This is a genomic window from Noviherbaspirillum agri (assembly GCF_054780595.1).
Genome location: NZ_BAAGWA010000001.1, coordinates 595960 through 617120 on the forward strand (window position 1 = coordinate 595960; position 21161 = coordinate 617120).

General features: G+C 58.5%; 17 protein-coding genes. 12 read left to right on the top strand and 5 right to left on the bottom strand.

The window, feature by feature from the left end; genetic code table 11:
* Positions 1 to 254 precede the first annotated feature (254 nt).
* From ACYVIA_RS02545 to ACYVIA_RS02580, 8 genes are all read left to right on the top strand, one after another.
* A complete protein-coding gene (locus ACYVIA_RS02545; RefSeq protein ID WP_460837647.1) occupies positions 255 to 1445 on the top strand; it encodes a branched-chain amino acid ABC transporter substrate-binding protein in 1191 nt (396 codons plus the stop codon).
* Between the two features lie 155 nt (positions 1446 to 1600).
* Positions 1601 to 2491 (top strand): branched-chain amino acid ABC transporter permease, encoded by an 891-nt coding sequence (locus tag ACYVIA_RS02550; RefSeq protein WP_460837649.1) that lies wholly within the window; start codon positions 1601 to 1603, stop codon positions 2489 to 2491.
* Between the two features lie 13 nt (positions 2492 to 2504).
* The gene (locus ACYVIA_RS02555) at positions 2505 to 3797 is read left to right on the top strand and encodes a branched-chain amino acid ABC transporter permease (RefSeq protein ID WP_460837560.1); all 1293 of its coding nucleotides are present in this window, start codon (positions 2505 to 2507) and stop codon (positions 3795 to 3797) included.
* Entirely contained in the window at positions 3794 to 4558 is a 765-nt protein-coding gene (locus tag ACYVIA_RS02560) for an ABC transporter ATP-binding protein (protein WP_460837562.1), read from the top strand. The genes ACYVIA_RS02555 and ACYVIA_RS02560 overlap by 4 nt, the downstream gene beginning before the upstream one ends.
* Before the next feature lie 2 nt (positions 4559 to 4560).
* Positions 4561 to 5268 (top strand): ABC transporter ATP-binding protein, encoded by a 708-nt coding sequence (locus ACYVIA_RS02565; protein WP_460837564.1) that lies wholly within the window; start codon positions 4561 to 4563, stop codon positions 5266 to 5268.
* A complete protein-coding gene (locus ACYVIA_RS02570; protein ID WP_460837566.1) occupies positions 5268 to 5849 on the top strand; it encodes a gamma carbonic anhydrase family protein in 582 nt (193 codons plus the stop codon). The genes ACYVIA_RS02565 and ACYVIA_RS02570 overlap by 1 nt, the downstream gene beginning before the upstream one ends.
* A 179-nt stretch (positions 5850 to 6028) precedes the next feature.
* Positions 6029 to 7243, top strand: a complete 1215-nt coding sequence (locus ACYVIA_RS02575) for an ABC transporter substrate-binding protein (RefSeq protein ID WP_460837568.1) — start codon at positions 6029 to 6031, stop codon at positions 7241 to 7243.
* Positions 7244 to 7518: 275 nt separating this feature from the next.
* Positions 7519 to 9597, top strand: coding sequence for a 3-hydroxyacyl-CoA dehydrogenase NAD-binding domain-containing protein (locus ACYVIA_RS02580; RefSeq protein ID WP_460837570.1), 2079 nt, complete (start codon positions 7519 to 7521; stop codon positions 9595 to 9597).
* 79 nt (positions 9598 to 9676) lie between these two features.
* Here the strand turns inward: ACYVIA_RS02580 and ACYVIA_RS02585 are convergent, their stop codons facing one another.
* A complete protein-coding gene (locus ACYVIA_RS02585) occupies positions 9677 to 10468 on the bottom strand; it encodes a ferredoxin--NADP reductase (RefSeq protein WP_460837572.1) in 792 nt (263 codons plus the stop codon).
* A 93-nt stretch (positions 10469 to 10561) separates the two neighbouring features.
* Between ACYVIA_RS02585 and serA the strand changes: the two genes are divergently transcribed.
* The gene (serA, locus tag ACYVIA_RS02590; protein WP_460837574.1) at positions 10562 to 11761 is read left to right on the top strand and encodes a phosphoglycerate dehydrogenase; all 1200 of its coding nucleotides are present in this window, start codon (positions 10562 to 10564) and stop codon (positions 11759 to 11761) included.
* A gap of 107 nt (positions 11762 to 11868) precedes the next feature.
* Here serA and ACYVIA_RS02595 read toward each other — a convergent pair whose 3' ends face one another.
* The 4 genes from ACYVIA_RS02595 to ACYVIA_RS02610 all read right to left on the bottom strand — a co-directional run bounded on the left by ACYVIA_RS02595 (position 11869) and on the right by ACYVIA_RS02610 (position 17494).
* Positions 11869 to 12333, bottom strand: a complete 465-nt coding sequence (locus ACYVIA_RS02595; protein WP_460837652.1) for an RrF2 family transcriptional regulator — start codon at positions 12331 to 12333, stop codon at positions 11869 to 11871.
* 599 nt (positions 12334 to 12932) lie between these two features.
* Positions 12933 to 14339 (bottom strand): SpoVR family protein, encoded by a 1407-nt coding sequence (locus ACYVIA_RS02600; RefSeq protein WP_460837577.1) that lies wholly within the window; start codon positions 14337 to 14339, stop codon positions 12933 to 12935.
* 22 nt (positions 14340 to 14361) lie between these two features.
* The gene (locus ACYVIA_RS02605) at positions 14362 to 15531 is read right to left on the bottom strand and encodes a DUF444 family protein (RefSeq protein WP_460837580.1); all 1170 of its coding nucleotides are present in this window, start codon (positions 15529 to 15531) and stop codon (positions 14362 to 14364) included.
* Positions 15532 to 15544: 13 nt separating this feature from the next.
* Positions 15545 to 17494, bottom strand: a complete 1950-nt coding sequence (locus tag ACYVIA_RS02610; protein WP_460837582.1) for a serine protein kinase — start codon at positions 17492 to 17494, stop codon at positions 15545 to 15547.
* A gap of 306 nt (positions 17495 to 17800) precedes the next feature.
* On the opposite strand from ACYVIA_RS02610, the gene ACYVIA_RS02615 reads away from it, so the two are divergent.
* From ACYVIA_RS02615 to ACYVIA_RS02625, 3 genes are all read left to right on the top strand, one after another.
* Positions 17801 to 18046, top strand: a complete 246-nt coding sequence (locus ACYVIA_RS02615; protein WP_460837584.1) for a hypothetical protein — start codon at positions 17801 to 17803, stop codon at positions 18044 to 18046.
* Positions 18047 to 18165: 119 nt separating this feature from the next.
* Entirely contained in the window at positions 18166 to 19527 is a 1362-nt protein-coding gene (locus tag ACYVIA_RS02620) for an MBL fold metallo-hydrolase RNA specificity domain-containing protein (protein WP_460837586.1), read from the top strand.
* A 1-nt stretch (position 19528) separates the two neighbouring features.
* On the top strand, positions 19529 to 21100 hold the full coding sequence (locus ACYVIA_RS02625) for a thymidine phosphorylase family protein (protein ID WP_460837587.1): 1572 nt from the start codon (positions 19529 to 19531) through the stop codon (positions 21098 to 21100).
* The last annotated feature ends 61 nt before the right edge of the window (positions 21101 to 21161 follow it).

Consider the following 21161-nt stretch of genomic DNA (forward strand, 5'->3'; position numbering starts at 1 on the left):
AAAATAGACAGCCGCTGGGCGAGTCGACGACATCCGCTCGAAACGATTCACGTCATTGCCATTCACTGATTTTTACTTTTATCGTGAAAGGAAAAGGACATGTCAAATACCGGCTGAAAATCCTTCGCTTCCTGCGCTTTGCGCAGGATCTGAGCATCTATACGCAGTAAGGAAAAACTATACGTATAAGGAAGAACATGGCTACCCGATTCAAGACACTTCTCATCCCGCTTTCTGTCGCCGCCGCATTTGCCATGCCATTGACGGCAAATGCGGAGGTGGTAAAGATGGCATTCATCGATCCTCTATCAGGCCCGTTTGCGCCGGTCGGGCAGGGCATCCTGAAAAGCTGGCAGTACATCGCCGATATGGCAAACGCAGAAAAATGGGCTGGTGAGCACACCTTCGAGATTGTCGGCTTCGACAACAAGGCGAGCCCGCAGGAGTCGCTGTCGCAACTCAAGAGCGCAATCGACCAAGGGTATCGGTACATCATTCAGGGTAACGGCTCGGGCGTCGCACTGGCGCTGATCGATGCAATCAACAAGCACAATGAGCGCAATCCGGGCAAGGAAGTCCTGTTCCTGAACTACGCGGCGGTCGATCCGGATCTCACCAACAGCAAGTGCAGCTTCTGGCATTTCCGTTTTGACGCCAATTCCGACCAGAAGATGGAGGCCATGACCACATTCCTGGCCAAGGATCCGAACATCAAGAAGGTCTACATCATTGGCCAGAATTACGCGCACGGGCACCAGGTTAGCCGCGCGGCGAAGGAGTATCTCAAGCGCAAGCGGCCCGATATCGAAATTGTCGGCGATGACCTGCATCCGATCGGGCAGGTGAAAGATTTTTCGCCTTACGTTGCAAAGATCAAGGCCTCCGGTGCGGATACGGTCATCACCGGCAATTGGGGCGCAGACCTTGCGCTACTGATCAAGGCCGCCAAGGATGCAGACCTGCGCGCCAATTTCTATACCTACTATGGCAGCACGACCGGTGTGCCGACCGCGATGGGTGCGGCCGGCGCGGACCGTGTGAAATATGCGGGTTACTGGAACGTCAATAACGAAAAGTTCGTCGGCAAGGAAATCGTCGAAGGCTTCAAGAAGAAGTACAACGATGATTACTACGCGATGGCGACATACACCGGGATCGCCATGATGGGCAAGGCGATCAAGGATGCGAAGTCGACAGATCCCGCCAAGGTCGCTTTTGCGCTGGAAGGCATGAAGGCGCAGAGTCTCAATGGCGAAGTCGAGATGCGCAAGACGGACCACCAGTTGCAGCAGCCGCTGTATATCGCGACTTGGACGAAGGTCAACGGCAAGGATGTGAAATTTGACCAGGAGAACACAGGATATGGATGGAAGACCGACCAGAAGTTTGATTCGTATGTCGCTACGCAGCCGACGTCGTGCCAGATGAAGCGGCCGTCGCGATAGCAGTTCCCCCTGCAGCGTGAGCTTCGAAACGTCACGCTGCTTTTTTACCCGCAGAAAAAAGTACGGTCGTACATTGATTTCAAGATAGGGGTTGCCTCGTGGAGTTTACGTTAATTACCTTGCTGAACGGATTGAGCTACGGACTTCTGCTGTTCATGCTGTCGTCCGGCCTGACGCTTATCTTCAGCATGATGGGCGTGCTCAATTTTGCCCATGCGAGTTTCTACATGCTCGGCGCATATTTCGCCTATGCCGTCAGCGGCAAACTCGGCTTCTGGCCGGCATTGTTCATCGCACCGCTGCTTGTCGGCGTCATCGGGGCATTTGTGGAGCGCTACGGGCTACGCTCCGTGCATAAATACGGCCATATTCCCGAATTGCTGTTTACCTTCGGTCTGTCCTATGTGATGGTCGAGCTGGTGCAACTGATATGGGGCCGCGCTGCCGTGCCATATCCGATTCCACCCGAACTTGACGGGCCGCTGTTCACCTTGTTTACGACAACCTTTCCGATCTATCGCGGATTCATGATGCTGATCGCGGTGCTGATGCTGGTGTCGATTTTCCTTGTGTTGACCAGGACCCGAATCGGCCTCGTGATCCAGGCCGCGTTGACCCATCCGGAGATGGTGGAGGCGCTGGGCCATAACGTCCCGCGTGTTTTCATGCTGGTCTTTGGCGGCGGATGCGCATTGGCCGGCCTAGCCGGCGTCATCGGCGGCAATGCGTTCGTGACGGAGCCAGGGATGGCAGCAACCGTGGGCAGCATCATCTTCGTGGTGGTCGTCGTCGGCGGCATGGGTTCATTGGTGGGGGCACTGCTCGCGTCCCTGCTGATCGGCGTGCTGCAGACTTTCGCCGTTGCGCTGGACTATTCGTTCGTAACCTTGTTCGCCGGGCTCGGCACCAGCATCGAGCCGGATACCTTTGGTTATCCGGTGCTGAAGCTTACGATTTCCCAGGTAGCACCAATCCTGCCCTACATGCTGCTGGTGCTAATTTTGATCTTCAGGCCGCGTGGTTTGATGGGTACGAGGGAGGGCTGACCGGATGAATACCATGACTATGCAAACTACACTGCGTTACAAGCCGATCAACCTTGCCCGATGGATCATCTGGGGCGTGTTTGCCCTGGTCCTGATCGTTGCACCGATGATCTTCAACAAGGGGGCATCGTTGTCGATCCTTTCGCAAATCGGCACCGTGATGATCTTCGGCCTGTCCTACAACATGCTGCTGGGGCAGGGGGGCATGCTGTCTTTCGGTCACGCGGTGTATTCAGGGCTGGGCGCATTCTTTGCAATCCATGCAATGAATCTGGCGAGTGCAGGAAGTATGTGGATGCCGGTGGCGATGATTCCCCTGGTGGGCGGCGTCGCCGGAATGTTCTTTGGCGTGCTGTTCGGCTATGTCACGACCAAAAAGTCGGGCACGACATTCGCGATGATCACGCTGGGCATCGTCGAACTGGTGTTTGCCTGCTCGCTGATGTTCCCGGAATTCTTCGGTGGCGAGGGAGGTATTTCGACGAACCGCGTATACGGCGAGCCGCTCTTCGGTATCACATACGGCCCGCAGATCGAGGTGTATTACCTGATCGCCTTCTGGCTGTTCGTCAGCACGATCGGGATGTATGCCTTCACCCAGACGCCGCTGGGGAGGATCATCAATGCGGTGCGCGACAACCCGGAGCGAGTAGAGTTTGTCGGCTACGACACGCAATGGGCGCGTTACCTCACGTTGATCCTTTCCGGCTTTTTTGCCGGGATTTCGGGCGGACTGTCGGCCATCAACTTTGAAATCGTCACTGCGGAAAACGTCAGCGCACTGCGCTCCGGCGGCGTGCTGCTGTTCACCTTCATCGGCGGCGTCGGCTTCTTCTTTGGTCCGATGATCGGCGCGATCATCGGCGTCTTCCTGACAGTCATGCTGTCCGACTTTACCAAGGCATGGCAGCTTTATCTCGGCGTCTTCTTCATTCTCATGGTCATGTATGCACCGGGCGGGATCGCGAGCCTGATCATGTTGAACCTGCGTGTGGCCAAATACGGCAAGTTCAGTCGCGTATGGCCGCATTTGTGGAAGACATGCTTGTCGGCGCTTGTCGCATTGGTGGGTATCGTGATGATGATCGAAATGCTTTATCACCTCACACTAGAGGCAGTCAACGGCACGACGATGAAGCTGTTCGGATTCATGGTGGATACCGCAGCGCCGTCCGGTTGGCTGGTTGCCGCGGCACTGCTGGTAGTCGGCGGCATCGCATTCTGGCGGATGAAAAGGGGGTTCTCCCAGGTGTGGGGCGAAGCGAATGCTGAAATCGAAGAACAGATCAGGAGGGCTGGCGCATGAGCGAACTGTCACTGGAACTCAAGGATGTGCGCAAGAGCTTTGGCCGCGCCGAAATCATTCGCGGTGCAAGCCTGAGGGTGCCGAAGGGCGAACGGTTTGCCATCATCGGGCCGAACGGTGCCGGTAAATCGACGTTGTTCAATCTGGTGTCGGGGCGCTTCCCGATCACGTCCGGCGACATTTTGCTCAATGGTGAAAGTATCGTCGGGCTCCGTCCGTTCGAGATCAACCGCCGCGGCTTGTCGCGCAGCTTTCAGATCACCAATATCTTCCACCGCCTGTCGGTGTACGAGAACCTGCGCTGTGCGGTGCTGTGGTCACTCGGCTACAAGTACTCGTTCTGGCATCGCCTGAACGGGCTCAAGGATGCGCACGAGCGTGCTGAGCAGGTGCTGGAGCAGATCGGACTCAAGCGACGTCGCGATACGGTCGCCGGCCTGTTGACCTATGCGGAGCAGCGCGCACTCGAAATCGGCATCACCATTGCCGGCGGTGCGGATGTCGTTCTGCTCGACGAACCGACAGCCGGCATGAGCCGTTCGGAATCCGATGCCGCGGTCGAATTGATTCGTAAGGTGACAGTCGGCAAGACGTTGCTGATGGTTGAGCACGACATGAGTGTCGTATTCGGCCTGGCCGACAAAATTGCAGTGGTTGTGTACGGAGAAGTGATCGCATGCGATACGCCGGCGAATATTCGCGGCAACCAAAAAGTTCAGGAAGCGTATTTGGGCGGCCATGCGCCGGCAGAGGTGGCATAAGGATGACGACATCGGCATTACTCGAGATTAAGGATCTCAATGCTTTCTACGGCAAAAGCCATGTGCTGCATGGCGTCGACCTCAACGTCAAGGAGGGCGAGATTGTCAGCCTCCTGGGCCGTAACGGCGTAGGGCGCTCGACAACGGTGAAGGCCGCCATGGGACAGGTGGATGTCACGGGCTCCATCCGCTTCAAGGGGCAGGAAATCAGCGGGTTGAAAGCCTTCGAGATCGCGCACAAGGGCCTGGGATACGTGCCCGAGAACCGCGACATCTTTCCGACGCTGACAGTGGAGCAGAACCTCATTCTCGGCGAGAAAAAAGGCAAGAAATCGCGCTGGAACATTGGCGACATGTACCGGATGTTCCCGCGCCTGAAGGAGCGGCAGCATACCGCGGCGGGTGTGCTGTCCGGCGGCGAGCAGCAGATGCTCACGCTCTGCCGCACGTTGATGGGCGATCCTGACTTGATCATGATCGATGAACCGACGGAGGGCTTGGCACCAAAGATCGTCGAACTGGTGGGCGAGTACCTCAAGGAACTGAAGAACCGCGGCATCTCGGTGCTGTTGGTGGAACAGAAGCTTGCCATCGCACTGGAAATCTCGCAGCGTGTCTATGTGATGGGCCATGGCTCCATCGTCTTCGAGGGAACGCCGCAAGACCTGAAGGCAAACGCCGGCATTCGCAAAGAGTGGCTGGAGGTCTGATGCCATTCATCGGTCCGGATGTCGTTCTCGACAAGCCTGCATATGTCCATGAAACGGCGCATCTCTACGGCAAGGTGCTTGTCGGGGAGAACGCGTCGATCTGGGTGAATGTCGTTGCGCGGGCCGAGCACAAGCAAATCGTGATCGGTCCGTACACGAATATCCAGGATTTCGTGATGCTGCACATCGGTGACCGGACCGATACCATCATCGGCAGCCATTGCTCGATCACCCACCACTGCACGATCCATGGCTGCACCATCGGCGACAACTGCCTGATCGGGATTAATTCCACGATCGCCGACGGGTGTGTCGTCGGCGACAACTGCATCATCGGTGCGCATACCTACCTGAAGGAAGGGACAATCATCCCGCCCAACTCCGTGGTGATCGGCACACCCGGAAAAGTCATTCGCACGCAGAACAACTTTGTACGCAATCGCCTGAATGCCTACGCCTACTTTCAAAATGCGCTCGCTTATGCGGCCGGCAGCTTTCGTGCGTGGGATGCGTCCAACTTCCCGGCTGAGATGATGGCCGAAATGCAGCGGCTGAGTGCGCAGCTTTCGGATGGCGATTAAGTCAAGCCGTCTGAAAAATATTCATGACGTGAATCAATTTATTTCCTTAATGAATCTTGTTGCCTCGTTACACTAGGGCGGCCCGGTAGTCGAAATAACAAAACGGATATTCGCAGGCGGTTTTCCTTCATCAGAGGAAGCTACTGCGGTAAATACACAGTCCTTCGAGGAGACAACTCATGTGGATTCGGCATGGCCGTTGCGCGCTGCTGGTCGGCGCGCTTTCCTTTGTGCAGTCGTTCGCACTGGCACAGAACATCAATAACGAAACAATCCGGATCGGCGTCTCAGGCCCGTTCACCGGGGGATCGAGTCCAATGGGGTTGAGCATGCGCAACGGCATTCGCCTCGCGGTAGACGAGATCAATAACATCGGTGGCATCAACGGTCGGAAAATCGAGCTGATCGAGCGTGATGACGAAGCGAAGAATGACGTCGGTGCGAAGATCGCGGAAGAGTTTACGCAAATGAAACTGGTTGCGGCGATCGGCATCGTGAACACCGGGGTCGGCCTGGCGTCAATCGATGCGTATCAGAAAGCCAAAATGCCTCTCGTTGTTGCCGTGTCGACGGGCACATCGCTGACGAGAAAGTACGCGCCGCCGGCCGCCTCGGAAAACTACATCTTCCGCATCTCGCCAACGCTTGACCTGGAGGCAAAAGTCGTTGTTGCCGATCTGAAGCGCAAGGGACTGACCAAGGTCGCGATTCTTGCCGACACGACCGCTTATGGAGAGGCGGGTCTGAAGGCCTTTGAGGAACAGTGCAGGCTCGCCGGGCTGGAGGTGAGTTCGGGCGAGCGTTTCAATATCGGCGACCAGGACATGGCATCGCAAGTGGGTAAGGCAAAGGCAAGCGGAGCGCAAGCGCTCGTCGTATGGGGGATTGGGCCTGAACTGGCGGTGATTGCGAAGAACAAGGCCGCGCTCGGGTGGAAGGTGCCGATGCTCGGCAGCTGGACTTTTTCCATGCGCAACTTCATTGAGGGTGCCGGCCGCGCCGGGGAGGGGGCGCTGATGCCGCAGACCTTCATCCAGGATGTGGGTTCCAGCAGCAAGAACAGCTTCCTGCTGGCCTACAAGCGGGCGTTCAATACCGACCGGATCGCATCGCCGATGAGCGCAGCACAAGGCTATGACGGCATGCACCTGCTGTATCTGGCACTTCGTCAGGCCAATTCCGACGATGGCCCCAGGATCAGGGAGGCGTTCGAGAACCTGAAAAGCAGGTATCAGGGCGTTATTACCAGCTATCACCGCCCTTTTTCCCGGGAAGACCATGATGCCATCACGCATAACATGCTGCTGATGGGCGTTGTGGCGAATGGGCGGGTCGATTATGCCTATGCAGAGGACCAGAAACGGGGTGCCTTGCTCCGCTTGAAATCGCGGTAGACATTATTGCAATGTGCCCAGCGGCAGGCGCGAAACGGCCTGCCGCATTTTTTTGCTTGAAAATAATACGACCGTTCTATTTTGCGATATAGTAGGTGCTTGTTTTATCAATTCGCGCCTGGATGCGCGGTGGCAGGTAGCATTGCACTATACCGGCTGCTTCGTCGCTCAACTTGTGCATGCGGGCGTTGATGAAACAGGAAAAGAGTCGCGGCTCCAGAACAAGAAAGTGGTTTCAAGCTCCCCCAAGGACATCTAATTTAAAAGGAAGAGATATGACTGCCGAATACAAGGTCAACGGCGCGGTTGCCGTCATTACGCTCAATAATCCGCCAGTGAATGGTTTGGGCCATTCCACCCGCGCGGCGATTGTCGAAGGAATGAAGAAGGCGCTGGACGACGCCGCCGTCAAGGCAGTCGTGATCACAGGTGCCGGCAAGGCCTTTTCCGGCGGTGCCGATATCAAGGAATTCAATTCGCCGAAGGCAATGCAGGAGCCGACGCTCCATACGGTCATCAACGTCGTCGAGAATTCGACCAAGCCGGTCATCGCGGCGATTCACTCGGTGTGCATGGGCGGCGGCCTTGAGCTCGCGCTCGGCTGCAACTACCGTATTGCCTCGAAGGGCGCGCAGATTGCCCTGCCCGAAGTAAAGCTGGGCATCCTGCCTGGCGCCGGCGGTACGCAGCGTCTGCCGCGCGTGCTCGGGCTGGAGATGGGGCTGAACATGATCGTTTCCGGCAATCCGGTTCCGTCCGAAAAACTGGCAAAAACCGCGCTGTTCAACGAAGTGGTGGACGGCGACCTGATGGAAGCAGCCATCGCATTTGCGAACAAGGTGGCCGATGCGCGCCCGTTGCCGAAGGTGCGCGACATCAAGATCGATTACCCGAACTACGAAGCCTTCCTGCAGTTCTCTCGCAATACCGTCAAGGCAATGGCCGGCCCGTTCCCGGCACCGTTGAAGTGCGTGGAAGCCGTTGGTGCTGCCGTGACCAAGAAGTTCGACGACGGCATCAAGTTTGAGCGCGAGCTGTTTGTGGAACTGGTGCAGACCACCGAGTCCAAGGCATTGCGCCATGCGTTCTTTGGCGAACGCGCAGCCAGCAAGATCCCGGATGTGCCGGAAGATACCCCGACACGCGCGATCAAGTCTGCAGCAGTCATCGGCGCGGGCACGATGGGCGGCGGCATTGCGATGAACTTCGCTAACGCCGGCATCCCGGTCACGATCCTGGAAATGAAGCAGGAAGCGCTGGACAAGGGTTTGGCCACGATCCGCAAGAACTACGAAAACACGATGAAGAAGGGCAAGCTCACGCCCGAGAAGTTCGAGCAGCGCGTCGGCCTGATCAAGGGCACGTTGTCATACGAGGAGATCGGCCAAGCTGACATCGTCATCGAAGCCGTGTTCGAAGATATCGGCGTGAAGGAGCAGGTGTTCAAGAAGCTCGACGAAGTGATGAAGCAGGGCGCGATCCTGGCATCGAATACATCGACACTGGACCTGAACAAGATCGCCAGCTTCACCAAGCGTCCACAGGATGTGATCGGCCTTCACTTCTTCAGCCCGGCCAACGTGATGAAGCTGCTGGAGATCGTGCGCGGCGAGAAGACCGCCAAGGACGTACTGGCAACCGCGATGGCACTGTCGAAAAAGATCAAGAAGACCGGTGTCGTGTCCGGCGTGTGCGACGGCTTTATCGGCAACCGCATGATCGAGCAATACAGCCGCCAGGCCGGCTTCCTGCTGGAAGAGGGCTGCCTGCCGGAGCAGGTCGACAAGGCGATCGAGAAGTTCGGTTTTGCAATGGGCCCGTTCCGCATGGGCGACCTCGCAGGCAACGACATCGGCTGGTACATCCGCAAGCGCCGCTATGTCGAGAAGCCGGATGTGACCTATTCGAAGACGGCCGACCTGCTGTGCGAAATGGGGCGCTTCGGCCAGAAGACCTCCGCCGGCTGGTACGACTACAAACTGGGCGACCGCAAGCCGTATCCGTCGCAAGTCGTCAACGACATGATCATCAAACACTCCGCCGATCTTGGCATCGAGCGCCGCAAGATCAGCGACCAGGAAATCGTCGAGCGCCTGGTGTATGCACTGGTGAACGAAGCCGCCTACATCCTGGAAGAAGGCATCGCGATGCGTGCTTCGGACATCGACATGGTGTACCTGACCGGCTACGGCTTCCCGCTGTTCCGAGGTGGCCCGATGTTCTATGCCGATACTATCGGCCTGCAGAACGTCGTGATGGCAATGGAAAAGTACGCCAAGGGCCGTCATGGCGATGCATGGAAGCCGGCCCCGCTGCTGGCGAAGCTGGCGGCGGAAGGCAAGACCTTCAACTGATCAGACGTCCATGGAAAAAGCCCGGAATTGCCCGGGCTTTTTGGTTTTGGTGGTGGCTGTTCTTGCGCGCTTTATGCCGTTACCAGTAGTTCTCCGTCACAAACTGGCCCGGATTGGCGCGGCGATCCGGCCGCAAGCCCCGCTGGTGCAGGAGTTTTCGCATGTCCTCGATCATGTCGGGATTTCCGCACATCATGATTCGAGAGGTAGTTTCATTCAAAGGGAGTCCGGCGGCTCTTTCAAGTTCGCCGTTTTCCAGCAGGGTTGTGATTCGTCCGTTCAGGTGCGCAGTGCTGCTTGCGGTAGCAGCTTCCCGCGTTGTCGAGCGAATCACTTGCAGTCGCGCCGACGAAGGGGCAAACGATTGGCGGGACAGCTGCTCCAGTTCGTCCGTATAGGCGAACTCGTCTGCATGGCGGACGCAATGGACGAGTATCAGGTTGCGGAATTTTTGCCAGACGTACGCGTCCCGCAGCATCGAGATGTACGGGCCAATGCCGGTGCCTGTCGATAGCATCCACAAGTCTTCACCATCCTTGAATCGGTCCGGCGTCATGAAGCCGAAGCTCTGCTTGTCCAGCAGCAGGCTGTCACCCGGCTTGATCGACTGCAGGCGTGTCGTGAATAAGCCGCCGGGCACGATGATGCCGTAGAACTCCAGTTCCTGTTGCGACGGAGCGGATGTCATCGAATAGGCGCGCCAGATCACGCTGTCGCCGTCGGGGAGTCCAAGTCGGGCGTACTGGCCGGCAACGAAGGAATAATTCGACGGCCGTGTGGTCGTAAACGTCAGCAGCTTCTCGTTCCACCAGCGAATCCGGATGATAGTTTCCAGGGTCGCTTTTTCGGCAAGTTTCGGATCTGTCAGCATGTGGCATCCATCTGGGTGATGTCCCGCGTGGCTTTCGGCAAGGACGGGTGAATTAATATATATTGTAGATGAATCTTTAAATAAGGATCGGCAATGGCAAAGATCGTTCTTCTCGAAAAGATACACGCAAGCGCTACAGAGCTCCTGAAGGCAGAAGGATTTAACGACATCGTTCAACTCCCGACGGCTTTAAAACCGGATGAACTGAAAGTGGCGCTGGCCGACGCGGATGCGGTCGGCATTCGCTCGGCGACGCAAATTTCCGGCGAGGCGCTGAAGGCATTGCCGAAACTCAAGGCGATCGGCGCTTTCTGCATCGGGACCAACCAGATCGATTTGACTGCGGCGCAGGCTCTGGGTATCCCGGTTTTTAACGCTCCGTTCTCGAATACGCGCTCCGTCGCTGAACTGGTCATTGCCCAGGCAATCCTGCTATTGCGGCGCATCCCCGAGAAAAATGCGCGCACGCACCGTGGAAAATGGGACAAGACTGCGCAGGGCGCATACGAGGTGCGCAACAAGGTACTGGGCATTATCGGCTACGGCAATATCGGCGCACAGGTTGGCATCCTGTCCGAAAGCGTCGGCATGCGCGTCTGCTACTTCGATGTGGAGAGCAAGCTACCTCTCGGAAATGCGAAACCCATGCCGTCGCTCGAAGCGCTGCTCGAGCAGTCGGACGTGGTGACCTTGCATGTGCCGGGCGGGAGCGCAACCACCAACATGATGACAGCAGAACGCCTTGCACTGATGAAGCCGACTGCCGTGCTGATCAATGCGTCGCGCGGTGGCGTGGTTGACATTGATGCACTCAATGCAGCGTTGCGTGAGAAGCGCCTGGCCGGCGCGGCGCTGGACGTCTTCCCGGTCGAGCCGAAAAACGACAAGGAGGAATTCGTGTCACCGTTGCGCGACCTCGATAACGTGATCCTCACACCGCATATCGGCGGCAGTACGGAAGAAGCGCAGGAGAATATCGGGCGGGAAGTGGCGGAGAAACTGGCGCGCTTCCTCAAGGCCGGGACGACCCGCTGGGCGGTGAACTTCCCGGAGATTTCTCATGTCGAGAAGGAGGCGAAAAGCCGGATCCTGCATGTGCACCGGAACGAGCCGGGCGTGATCGCCCGGATGAATGCGGATTTCGCGCAGGCCGGGCTCAATATCGTGGCCCAGCACCTGCAGACGCGCGGGCCGATCGGTTACGTGATCACCGACGTGGATGCGGTGATTTCGAAGGACTTGCTGGACCAGTTGCGGAGCGAGCCGGCGACGATCCGGTGCGAGCTGATCTGATCTCGGTACAAACGACCGAGATAAATAAAAAAGCGGTCAATGAAGACCGCTTTTTTTGTGTGCCATATTGAGCCGTTGTCGTGTCCTGTTTGCCGATGCGGCAATGTTCAGGCGGCCTTTGGTTTTTCCTTCGATGGGAGGTTGACCTTGATGATCTTGTGCAGGCTATGACTGTTCTGCAGGAGGTCGGCCAGCGTCGCCTTGCTAAGCTCGTTCAGGTAAGCCTGAGTAGCCTTGGCGAGTACGCCTTGCAGTGCGCAGGAAGGGGCGAGCACACAGTCGTTGACCTCCCGATTGAAGCACTCGACCATCATGAAGTCGGGTTCCGTGCGGCGCACGACGTCACCGATGTTGATCTCTTCCGGTTTTTTGCCAAGACGCAAGCCGCCGCTGCGGCCACGGATTGTTTCTACCAAGCCGGCCAAGCCGAGCTGGTGCACCACCTTCATCAAGTGACTCTTCGAGATGCTATATGCATCGGCAATATCCTGGATCGTTACCAGGCGGTCCCCTTGCATGCCCAAATACATGAGAGTGCGCAAGGAATAGTCGGTGTAGTCGGTCAGGCGCATGGTGGTTCGATCCACGTCAACTTGAAATGAGCCTTGATGTCCAAAGCCAATAAGATCGACCCATTATATATGTTATGACGAGCGATGGACACCTTTGTGCAGACGATAACGAAAATTGCAATAGGCCGCCGGGTGCCGGGAAACAGAACGTCGCTTCTTTACCTGCACTCGGACGTCGTCTAATCTTTTTCTAACAGGGAGTAACGCGAGTGTCATGAGGTGAGGCTGGCTTGTCATTCAGGCAAGTCAGTCAGAATGATGAAACATCCGGTTTGGGTTGCAGCGATTCTGGTTCTTTATGCGCTGATCTGCGCGTACCTGCTGCTGACGATATTCAGTGAAGCAGCCATACCCATCCTTCCCTGGATGTTCAGCTAGCTTGCGTTTGAAAAGCTGTGTGAAAGGTCAGGGCGCAGGAGGTATCGGCAACCGTGGTACTTGGCGTGCCATGTATTTGCGCGTGCTCCTCCGCGCGGGACCCGGCCAGGCTGTATACCTGCCAAACGCATCCCGGGGCCCGCGGCGGAGACGTGTGAGCTCCGGCCGAGGTTCGTCAATCGCGGAGAGTATGCCGCGCTGTTTTTCCAGAAGCCGCTTTTTTAGAGGCGCTTACTGGTCACTACCCGGGCCTCGCCCCGGTCGCCGACGGTGTGCAGTGTTACCGGACGGCGCCAGATCTTTCCGATGTATTCCAGAACGCGTTCGGCGCGGCTCAGGTCGACGCCTCGACCATCACTCTGATGGTCGTGCACCAGTTGCAGGCTGCCGTCCACATGCAAGTTGTTTGCGGCGATGCGCGGTGCGCCGTAGTTGAATTTCGGTGCAAGGATGGCTTCGTGCACGGCGTGCACATTGTTCTCCGCGATCCGGATATCGCCGTCGTCGCGCGCTTCGTAGACGAAGAGTTCCAGCTTGTCGATCAGCTCCCGCGTCAGGTAGTTGCGGATGAAGCCGAAGTCGTCCTCTTCCTTGACAATGCGGCGGGCCGCTTCCAGGCCATGCTTCTCGATGATGTCTTCCCACATCGAGAAGCCGAGGTGGTATGGGTTGACGGCAAGGGCCAGCTGGCGCTCGGCGGCGTAGGGACGCACCACGTCGGAATGCGCCTTGATCGCAGACAGATACAGGTCCTGCGGCAGGAAGTCCGCCTCGCGCAGCAGGCGTGCATGCCAGTACGACGCCCAGCCTTCGTTCATAATCTGGCAGGCGAATACCGGATAAAAATAGTAGGACTCTTCGCGCACGGCAAGGAAGATGTCGCGCTCCCAGTCTTCCAGTTCGGGCGCGTAGTGGGCGATGAACCAGAGCAGGTCGTATTCCGGTTGTGGGGGGATCGGTGCGCGCTTTAAGGGGCCATGCGAAACCTCGGGAGGCGGTTTTTCGCCGGGCAGGGCGCGGAAGCGCTGCAGGAACGAGTCCGCGGGTGGAAGCTCTTCCTCCACCTTCGGTGCATGTTCGGGATAGAGCGGGCGATGCAGCTCGCGGTTGATGTCGATGTGCGGCTCCAGCGCGAGTGCTGCATCGAGCACGGCTTCAACGCGTTCCTGGCCGTGTTCCTGGATCGCGGTTTCGATGCGGTGAGCGCGCGCGGCTGCCTGCTCCAGAATGTGGCCGCCGGCCATCTCCATGAAGTGCGCGAACAGGTGGTTGTTCTTCGCAAAATCGGCGTGGCCGAGCACGTGCGCGGTGACCAGCGTGTTTTCCGGCAGTGTGTTGCCGTTGACCAGATAAGCGCGGCAGGGATCACCCGGGAACATCACCTCGAAGATGCGCGAATGGCCCATGCCCTGGCGGATCAACTGGTGGATGTAGCGCACGCCGAAGGACCAGTGGTGCATCCGAACCGGCAGGCCGTAGACGGAGATCTCCATCATGAAGTTGTTCGGCACCAGCTCGAAATCGACCGGATAGTAGTCGAGGCCGAGGTCGCGCGCGAGCTTCTCGATCCGCGTCGAGTACTGCTTCAGATTTTCAATGGCTTCTGCGGAGTTGGTGGTGGTGCACATTGGCCTTCCCTTATTCCGACTGTTACTCGGTCTGTTGCGCGACGAAGAACTTGCGGATTGCCTTCCACACATCTTCATGGCGTGTCAGGATGCTGCTGCCGATCGGCGCGCCGGTGCGCTCGATTTCGCCGCAAAGCATCTTCATTTCCGTCTCGCTGGTGCGCGGCGAGCCCGGCACGGTTTCGACATAGCCGATGTAGTTCAGCAGCTTGCCGAGGCGGGACAGATAGTCAGTCGCTGCCGCGCGGTCCTCGGTGAAGTTCTCGCCGTCCGATGCATAGAACAGGTAGCCGTTGTACTGCGACGGGTCGTACTCCGTCTCGACCAGTTCCAGCGCCAGCTTGAACGCCGTCGATGCACCGGTGCCGCCGGAGCCGCTGACATTGAAGAATTCATGCTCGGAGAATTCCCATGCCTGCGTCGTGTGCGCGATGAAGCGCGTTTCGACCTTGCCGTAGCGGCGCCGTATGCCTTGCAGCACGAAGAAGAAAAAGCTCTTCGCCAGCTTGCGCTCCGCATCGGTCATGCTGGCCGACACGTCCAGCGCGAAGATGACCACCGCATTCGTTGCCGGCTTGCGACGCTGCACGAGTTGCTTGAAGCGCAGATCCTCATTGGTGAACGGGATCGGGTTGTCAGTCGTCTTCTCCTGCGTCGCACGCCGCTTGACCGCTTCCTTTACGGTGCGCCGGCGGTCGAGCCGTGCGCGTGCGCCATGCTTGTCCCAGCCCTCGCGCACATATTCGTCGTCAGTGACGGCGGTATTGCGCTTGGGCTGCAGGTCCGGCAACTGCAATTCTTCCCACAGCCAGTCGATGATGTCTTCGACCTTGAACTCCAGCAGCAGCTTGACTTCGCCCTCGTTGTTGCCGCCTTCGCCTTCGTCGCCGCCCATATCCGGTTGGGCTTGGCGCAATACATCGCCCGGCTTGCCCTTGCCCTGGCCGGCGCTGGTGTAAGTCTGCGAGGGCGAATCGGCCAGGCGGAACCGGGCATGTTCGAGCAGGCGCACCGGCACCTGCACGGTGCGGTCCTGTGGGCCGGTGATGACATCCGGGCCGGCCACCAGGTTGGGCAGATTCTGCTGCACCGCCTCGCGCACCTTTTCATTGTGGCGAAGCCAATCGCGCGACCCTCGTGAGAACAGGTCGTACCAGGGTGTTTCAGCAGAAATCGTAATGTGCTCAGTCATATAGCTAGTCGCCTCATTCCTGTGCCATCAGCGTAGTCACGTAATTGAGTGCCTCGCGTGCGCTGTGGCTGTCATATCCGTATTCGTCGACCAGGCGTTTTTCGACCACCGAGATCTTCTGACGGACGTCTTCATCCGGGCGGGTGGTGGAACTCACCATTCGCAGGACTTCGCGCCGCTGCTCGAACAAATACTGTTGCACCGCGTTGTGCAATTGCGCATGGCTGTCCAGCGTAAATTTCTCGCCACGCTTGAACGCACCCATCGCCTTGCGCACCACCTCCTGGCGGAAGGACTGCTTGCCGGAGTCGGAGATGTGGATCTTTTCTTCCACCGCGCGCAGGAAGCGTTCGTCCGGCTTGCGTTCCTCGTTGGTGATCGGATCCTTGATCTGACGGTTGTCGAGCGTTGCTTCGACTTCGTCCAGATACTTGTCCAGAAGGTCCTGCGCTTCCTGTTCGAAAGAAACGAACAGTGCCTTGTGCACGTCTTCCTTGACCCAGCGGTTGTAGAAATCCTTGCGCGAGAGCACCAGGTAATCGATCCACTTACGCTTGCGCTTCGGGTCGATGCGCGCATCGTTGTCGATCGCATCCTTGAGCGCGAGCAGCACATCCATCGTGGTCAGGCTCTTCACGTTGGTCTGGATGATGGCATTCGACAACGCATTGATCACAAAGCGGGGCGAAATGCCGGCCAGTCCTTCGTCGGGCATCCGCTGCTTCATCCGGTCGGCTTCGACATGGGAATAGCCTTCTACCTCTTCGTTGGCGTAGAGACGCACTTTCTTGCTTAGTTCCAGATCCTTGTCCTCGCCTTCATGCAGGCGGGTGAAGATCGCGAACACTGCTGCGGCGTGCAGGACGTGTGGGTCGAGGTGCACTTCACGGAAGGCGGGCGCGGCTGACGAAATCAGTTTCTTGTAAATTCGCGCCTCGTCCTTGTAATTCAGCGTATAAGGCACCTGGATGATCACCATCCGGTCGAGCAGCGCTTCGTTCTCGCTCTCCTGCAGGAACTTGCGGAATTCGGCAAGATTGGTGTGCGCGAGGATGGTCTCGTCGAGATAGATCAGCGGGAAGCGCGACACCTTCACGTTCTTTTCCTGCGTTAGCGTCAGCAGCAGGTAAAGGAATTCGCGCTTGACCTTCAGGATCTCGATCATCTCCAGCATGCCGCGGGAAGCCGCATACACGGCACCTGACCAGGACCATGCGCGCGGGTCGCCTTCGTCGCCGTACTCGGCCACCTTGGACAGGTCGACGGAACCCACGAGATCGGCAAGGTCTGCCGTGGTCGGATCGTGCGGCGCATAAGTGCCGATGCCGACACGTCCTGCTTCGGAGATGAACACGCGCTCCACCGGCATGCGCAGGAAGTCGCCGTTGTGCTCGTTCTCGAGGCGCACGCGGCAGTGCGGGCAGACCTCGCCGGTGATCTCGACCCCATAGGTTTCACGGAAGCGCGGGCGCAGTGAATGCGGAACAAGGTGCAGCGGCGATTCGTGCACCGGGCAGCCCTGGATAGCATAGATGGCACCGGCATCGGTGTGGCTGTATTCCTCGAGGCCACGCTTCAACAGGATGACGAGCGTCGATTTGCCGCCGGACGGTGGACCGAGCAGCAGGAGCAGGCGGCGTCCGACTTCCGAGCCGGCTGCTGCTGCCTTGAAGTAATCCACGACGCGATCGATCGCCTCGTCGACACCGAACAGTTCCTGGTCGAAGAGCTTGCAACGGAACTTGCCGTCGCCGTCTTCGCATCCCATCCAGCGGATCATGTCCCACATGTATTGATGCGAAGTACGTGCGGCACCCTGAGGGTCAGCCGTCATCACTCTCTCAAGGAATTGCGACAGTGTCCCGGACCAATAGACGGCGCGATGATCCTTGGTGAAGGCCTCCAGGCTTCTCAGAAGGTCCTCTTGCTTCTCGGTACGATTGATGTCGCTCTGAGTGCTCATTGCGTTTGCTCCCCCTCGGGTTATCGATGTACATGATGGACATTCGATTTGAGATTACGTTTCTCGCACGCTCAAGTTAAGTATAGGGCGCTCAAAAAAAAGCGAATGATGAGGCCGGTCAATGAACGAATGTCGTCTCGTCTGCGCATGCATGCACGATTCATGCGCATGCACGGAGTGATAGCAAGATGCATGCAAGCATGGCGTGCCTTCGGCGGAGCGTTGTCGGGGCGGGGAGCGGTTGAGGCTTTTGCGTACGTGTGACGAGCCGTTGCGTCGAATCCGTGCGTGCGCAGACCAGAGTGCATGGAACAAATCAGCGTGATGGTGCTTCCGGATACCAGGCAAGCAGGTTGGTATCGCGGCAGAGACGACGCTGCCGTGCTGCAAAAATGCGTTTTTGAAAAATTTACAGCGGATGCAAGACGGCACAGTGAGCAACACGGAGCCCGTCGTTTGACGACGCGTAGTCGCTTTGCGGCCGTGGTTTGGCACTCTGCGGATATCTATGCAACGTCTGCCAAATCTCTACTGTCGCGCTGTCCGGAATGATTGACCTGCATCATTGGCGAAGAAAGGAATATTCGCGATAGTGGGCCAAGTATTTCCACCGTTTAATTCTCCGGCGGAAGGCTCATAATATGGCTTTGCACCAAGGAAGGACGACTGACATGCATCTGCAGTTTTTAGGAGCCACAGGAACGGTCACCGGATCGAAGTACCTCGTCACGGCAGGACGCACCCGGATACTGGTGGACTGCGGACTGTTCCAGGGGTACAAACAGCTTCGCCTGCGCAACTGGTCGACCTTGCCGCTGCATCCGTCCGCAGTCGACGCCATCGTGCTGACGCATGCGCATCTCGACCATAGTGGCTATATCCCACTGTTGGTAAAGAACGGCTTCCGCGGAAAAATTTACTGCAGCGAAGCGACCTTCGACTTGTGCAAGATTCTTTTGCCGGACAGCGGGCATCTGCTGGAGGAAGAGGCCGGATACGCCAACCGCCATGGATTTTCCAAGCACAGCCCGGCGCTGCCTTTGTATACCGAAGAGGAAGCGATTGCGTCGCTCAGGCAGTTTGTGCCGGTCAAGTTCGGCAAGCGCTTCAAAGTTGCCGGAACACTGCATGCGCAGCTGGCACATGCCGGTCATATCCTCGGCGCGGCGATTGTGTCGATCGACGACACCGAAACCACGCTGACGTTCTCCGGCGACCTCGGCCGCAGCGAAGACCCGGTGATGCTGCCGCCGGCGCAGATCGAGCGCACAGACTATCTTGTCGTGGAATCGACCTATGGCAATCGCCGCCATGATCCGGCCGACCCGATGATCCTCCTCGGCAAGACGATCCAGGAGACGGTCAATCGCGGCGGCATCGTGGTGATTCCCTCATTTGCCGTCGGTCGTGCGCAGAATCTCCTGTATTACATGCACCTGCTGAAAGAAAGCGGCGCGATTTCGCAGGTGCTTCCGGTGTATCTCAACAGCCCGATGGCGGCCGACGCGACAGCGTTGTACCGCGAGCACCGCAAGGACCACAGGCTCGATGACGAGCAGTGCAGGGCGATGTGCCATGCGGCGAGATTCGTCAACTCGGTGGAAGAGTCCAAGGCGCTCAACCAGCAACGCATGCCGATGGTCATTATTGCGGCCAGCGGCATGGCCACCGGCGGGCGTGTGCTGCACCATCTCAAGGCGTTTGCATCCGACTCGCGCAACACGATCCTGTTTGCCGGGTTCCAGGCAGGTGGTACACGCGGTGCGGCCATGCTGGCCGGCGTGGACGCCATCAAGATCCATGGCGAGTACGTGCCGGTACGCGCGCAAGTAGTGCAGATCGAAAACCTTTCCGCCCATGCGGATGGCGACGAGATCATGGACTGGCTGTCGCATTTCAAGTCGCCACCGCGCCGTACCTTCATCACCCATGGCGAACCGGATGCCGCCGACGCCTTGCGCAGGCGCATCGAAGAAGGCATGAAGTGGCGCTGCACCGTGCCGGATTATCTGGAAACCGTGGAGCTGAAATAACATGAGCAAGCACGCAGGCCATCCGGCAACGCCAGCTAACGGACACGCCAACCAGCTGCGCATGCGGCGCATCGGCATCGATACCTATCTGGAGCCGGTCATCTACATGCGCAGCGATTGCCACATCTGCCGATCCGAAGGTTTCGAAGCGTACTCCCGTGTTGAGGTGTGGCGCGGCAAGAAACGCATCATCGCCACGCTCAACGTCGTCGATACGCCCCTGATCAGGCATGACGAAGCGGGCTTGTCGGAAGCTGCATGGCATGCGTTGGGCGGGCAGGATGGCGACCACATCAAGGTGTTTCATCCGGCGCCGGTGCAGTCGTTCTCGCATGTGCGGGCAAAGATCTATGGCAAGCCGATCACCTCGGAGGGCGCAAACGAAATCATGCGCGACATCGTCGACGGCCGCTATTCGGACATCGAGATGGCGGCCTTTGTCTCCACCTGCGCCGGCAACCGCATGGACGTGGCGGAAACCACGGCATTTACCCGCGCCATGATCCATGTCGGCAAGCGCCTGCAGTGGAGCACGCATCCCGTGGTCGACAAGCACTGCGTGGGCGGCCTGCCGGGCAACCGCACGACACTGATCGTCGTGCCGATCGTTGCCGCAGCCGGCCTCACGATTCCCAAGACCTCGTCGCGCGCAATCACGTCGCCTGCAGGCAGCGCGGATACGATGGAGACGCTGGCGCCGGTAGCGCTCGATATTCCCCAGATACGCAAGGTGGTTGAACGCGAGCATGGCTGCATTGCCTGGGGCGGCGGGGTGAGCCTGAGCCCGGCCGACGATATCCTGATCCGCGTGGAGCGCCCGCTCGGGCTCGACAGCGACGGGCAGCTGGTCGCATCGGTGCTGTCAAAAAAAGTGGCGGCAGGTTCGACCCATGTATTGATCGACATCCCGGTGGGGCCGACGGCCAAGGTGCGCTCGCAGGAAGCGGCGCAGTCGCTCAGCGATCGGCTCGTCACGGTCGGCCGCGACCTGGGCATTACGCTGCAGACCGTGATCACGGACGGCAGACAGCCGATCGGGCGCGGCGTTGGCCCCGCGCTGGAAGCGCTGGATGTGCTCTCCGTGCTGCAGAATGCGCCGGATGCCCCGGTTGATTTGCGCGAGCGGGCGCTGATGCTCGCCGGCCGCGTGCTGGAAATCGGTGGCAAGGCGCAGCAGGGGGCGGGGCTTGCCATGGCGCGCGGTATTCTCGACAGCGGACTGGCGTGGAACAAGTTCCAGGCGATTTGCGATGCCCAAGGCGGCATGCGCGTTCCGCCGCGCGCCGCCCATACGCATGTGGTGACGTCCAAGCACAAAGGGCGGGTGATGAGTATCGACAACCGGCGTCTTGCCCGGATTGCAAAACTCGCCGGCGCGCCGAAGGCCACCGCTGCGGGCATCGTGTTCCACGCGCCGCTGGGAACGATTGTCGAGGTCGGCCAGCCGCTGCTGACCATCCATGCGGAGTCACCCGGCGAACTTGCCTATGCACGCACCTACGCGGATGCGCAGGAAGACCTGATCCTGGTGCAGGCAAACGGCTTTGCCCATGACTGGCATGACAGTGAATGACGCAGGGCAAATCAACGTCGCACGGCGCTTGCCGCACACTACGAGTGGACAGGCGTCTTTG

Excerpts from the sequence above, each read along its gene's own strand:
- ACYVIA_RS02545 (WP_460837647.1), top strand. The coding sequence starts at position 255 with ATGCCATTGACGGCAAATGCGGAGGTGGTAAAGATGGCATTCATCGAT.
- ACYVIA_RS02550 (WP_460837649.1), top strand. The coding sequence starts at position 1,601 with ATGCTGTCGTCCGGCCTGACGCTTATCTTCAGCATGATGGGCGTGCTC.
- ACYVIA_RS02555 (WP_460837560.1), top strand. The coding sequence starts at position 2,505 with ATGACTATGCAAACTACACTGCGTTACAAGCCGATCAACCTTGCCCGA.
- ACYVIA_RS02560 (WP_460837562.1), top strand. The coding sequence starts at position 3,794 with ATGAGCGAACTGTCACTGGAACTCAAGGATGTGCGCAAGAGCTTTGGC.
- ACYVIA_RS02565 (WP_460837564.1), top strand. The coding sequence starts at position 4,561 with ATGACGACATCGGCATTACTCGAGATTAAGGATCTCAATGCTTTCTAC.
- ACYVIA_RS02570 (WP_460837566.1), top strand. The coding sequence starts at position 5,268 with ATGCCATTCATCGGTCCGGATGTCGTTCTCGACAAGCCTGCATATGTC.
- ACYVIA_RS02575 (WP_460837568.1), top strand. The coding sequence starts at position 6,029 with ATGTGGATTCGGCATGGCCGTTGCGCGCTGCTGGTCGGCGCGCTTTCC.
- ACYVIA_RS02580 (WP_460837570.1), top strand. The coding sequence starts at position 7,519 with ATGACTGCCGAATACAAGGTCAACGGCGCGGTTGCCGTCATTACGCTC.
- ACYVIA_RS02585 (WP_460837572.1), bottom strand. The coding sequence starts at position 10,468 with ATGCTGACAGATCCGAAACTTGCCGAAAAAGCGACCCTGGAAACTATC.
- serA (WP_460837574.1), top strand. The coding sequence starts at position 10,562 with ATGGCAAAGATCGTTCTTCTCGAAAAGATACACGCAAGCGCTACAGAG.
- ACYVIA_RS02595 (WP_460837652.1), bottom strand. The coding sequence starts at position 12,333 with ATGCGCCTGACCGACTACACCGACTATTCCTTGCGCACTCTCATGTAT.
- ACYVIA_RS02600 (WP_460837577.1), bottom strand. The coding sequence starts at position 14,339 with ATGTGCACCACCACCAACTCCGCAGAAGCCATTGAAAATCTGAAGCAG.
- ACYVIA_RS02605 (WP_460837580.1), bottom strand. The coding sequence starts at position 15,531 with ATGACTGAGCACATTACGATTTCTGCTGAAACACCCTGGTACGACCTG.
- ACYVIA_RS02610 (WP_460837582.1), bottom strand. The coding sequence starts at position 17,494 with ATGAGCACTCAGAGCGACATCAATCGTACCGAGAAGCAAGAGGACCTT.
- ACYVIA_RS02615 (WP_460837584.1), top strand. The coding sequence starts at position 17,801 with ATGGAACAAATCAGCGTGATGGTGCTTCCGGATACCAGGCAAGCAGGT.
- ACYVIA_RS02620 (WP_460837586.1), top strand. The coding sequence starts at position 18,166 with ATGCATCTGCAGTTTTTAGGAGCCACAGGAACGGTCACCGGATCGAAG.
- ACYVIA_RS02625 (WP_460837587.1), top strand. The coding sequence starts at position 19,529 with ATGAGCAAGCACGCAGGCCATCCGGCAACGCCAGCTAACGGACACGCC.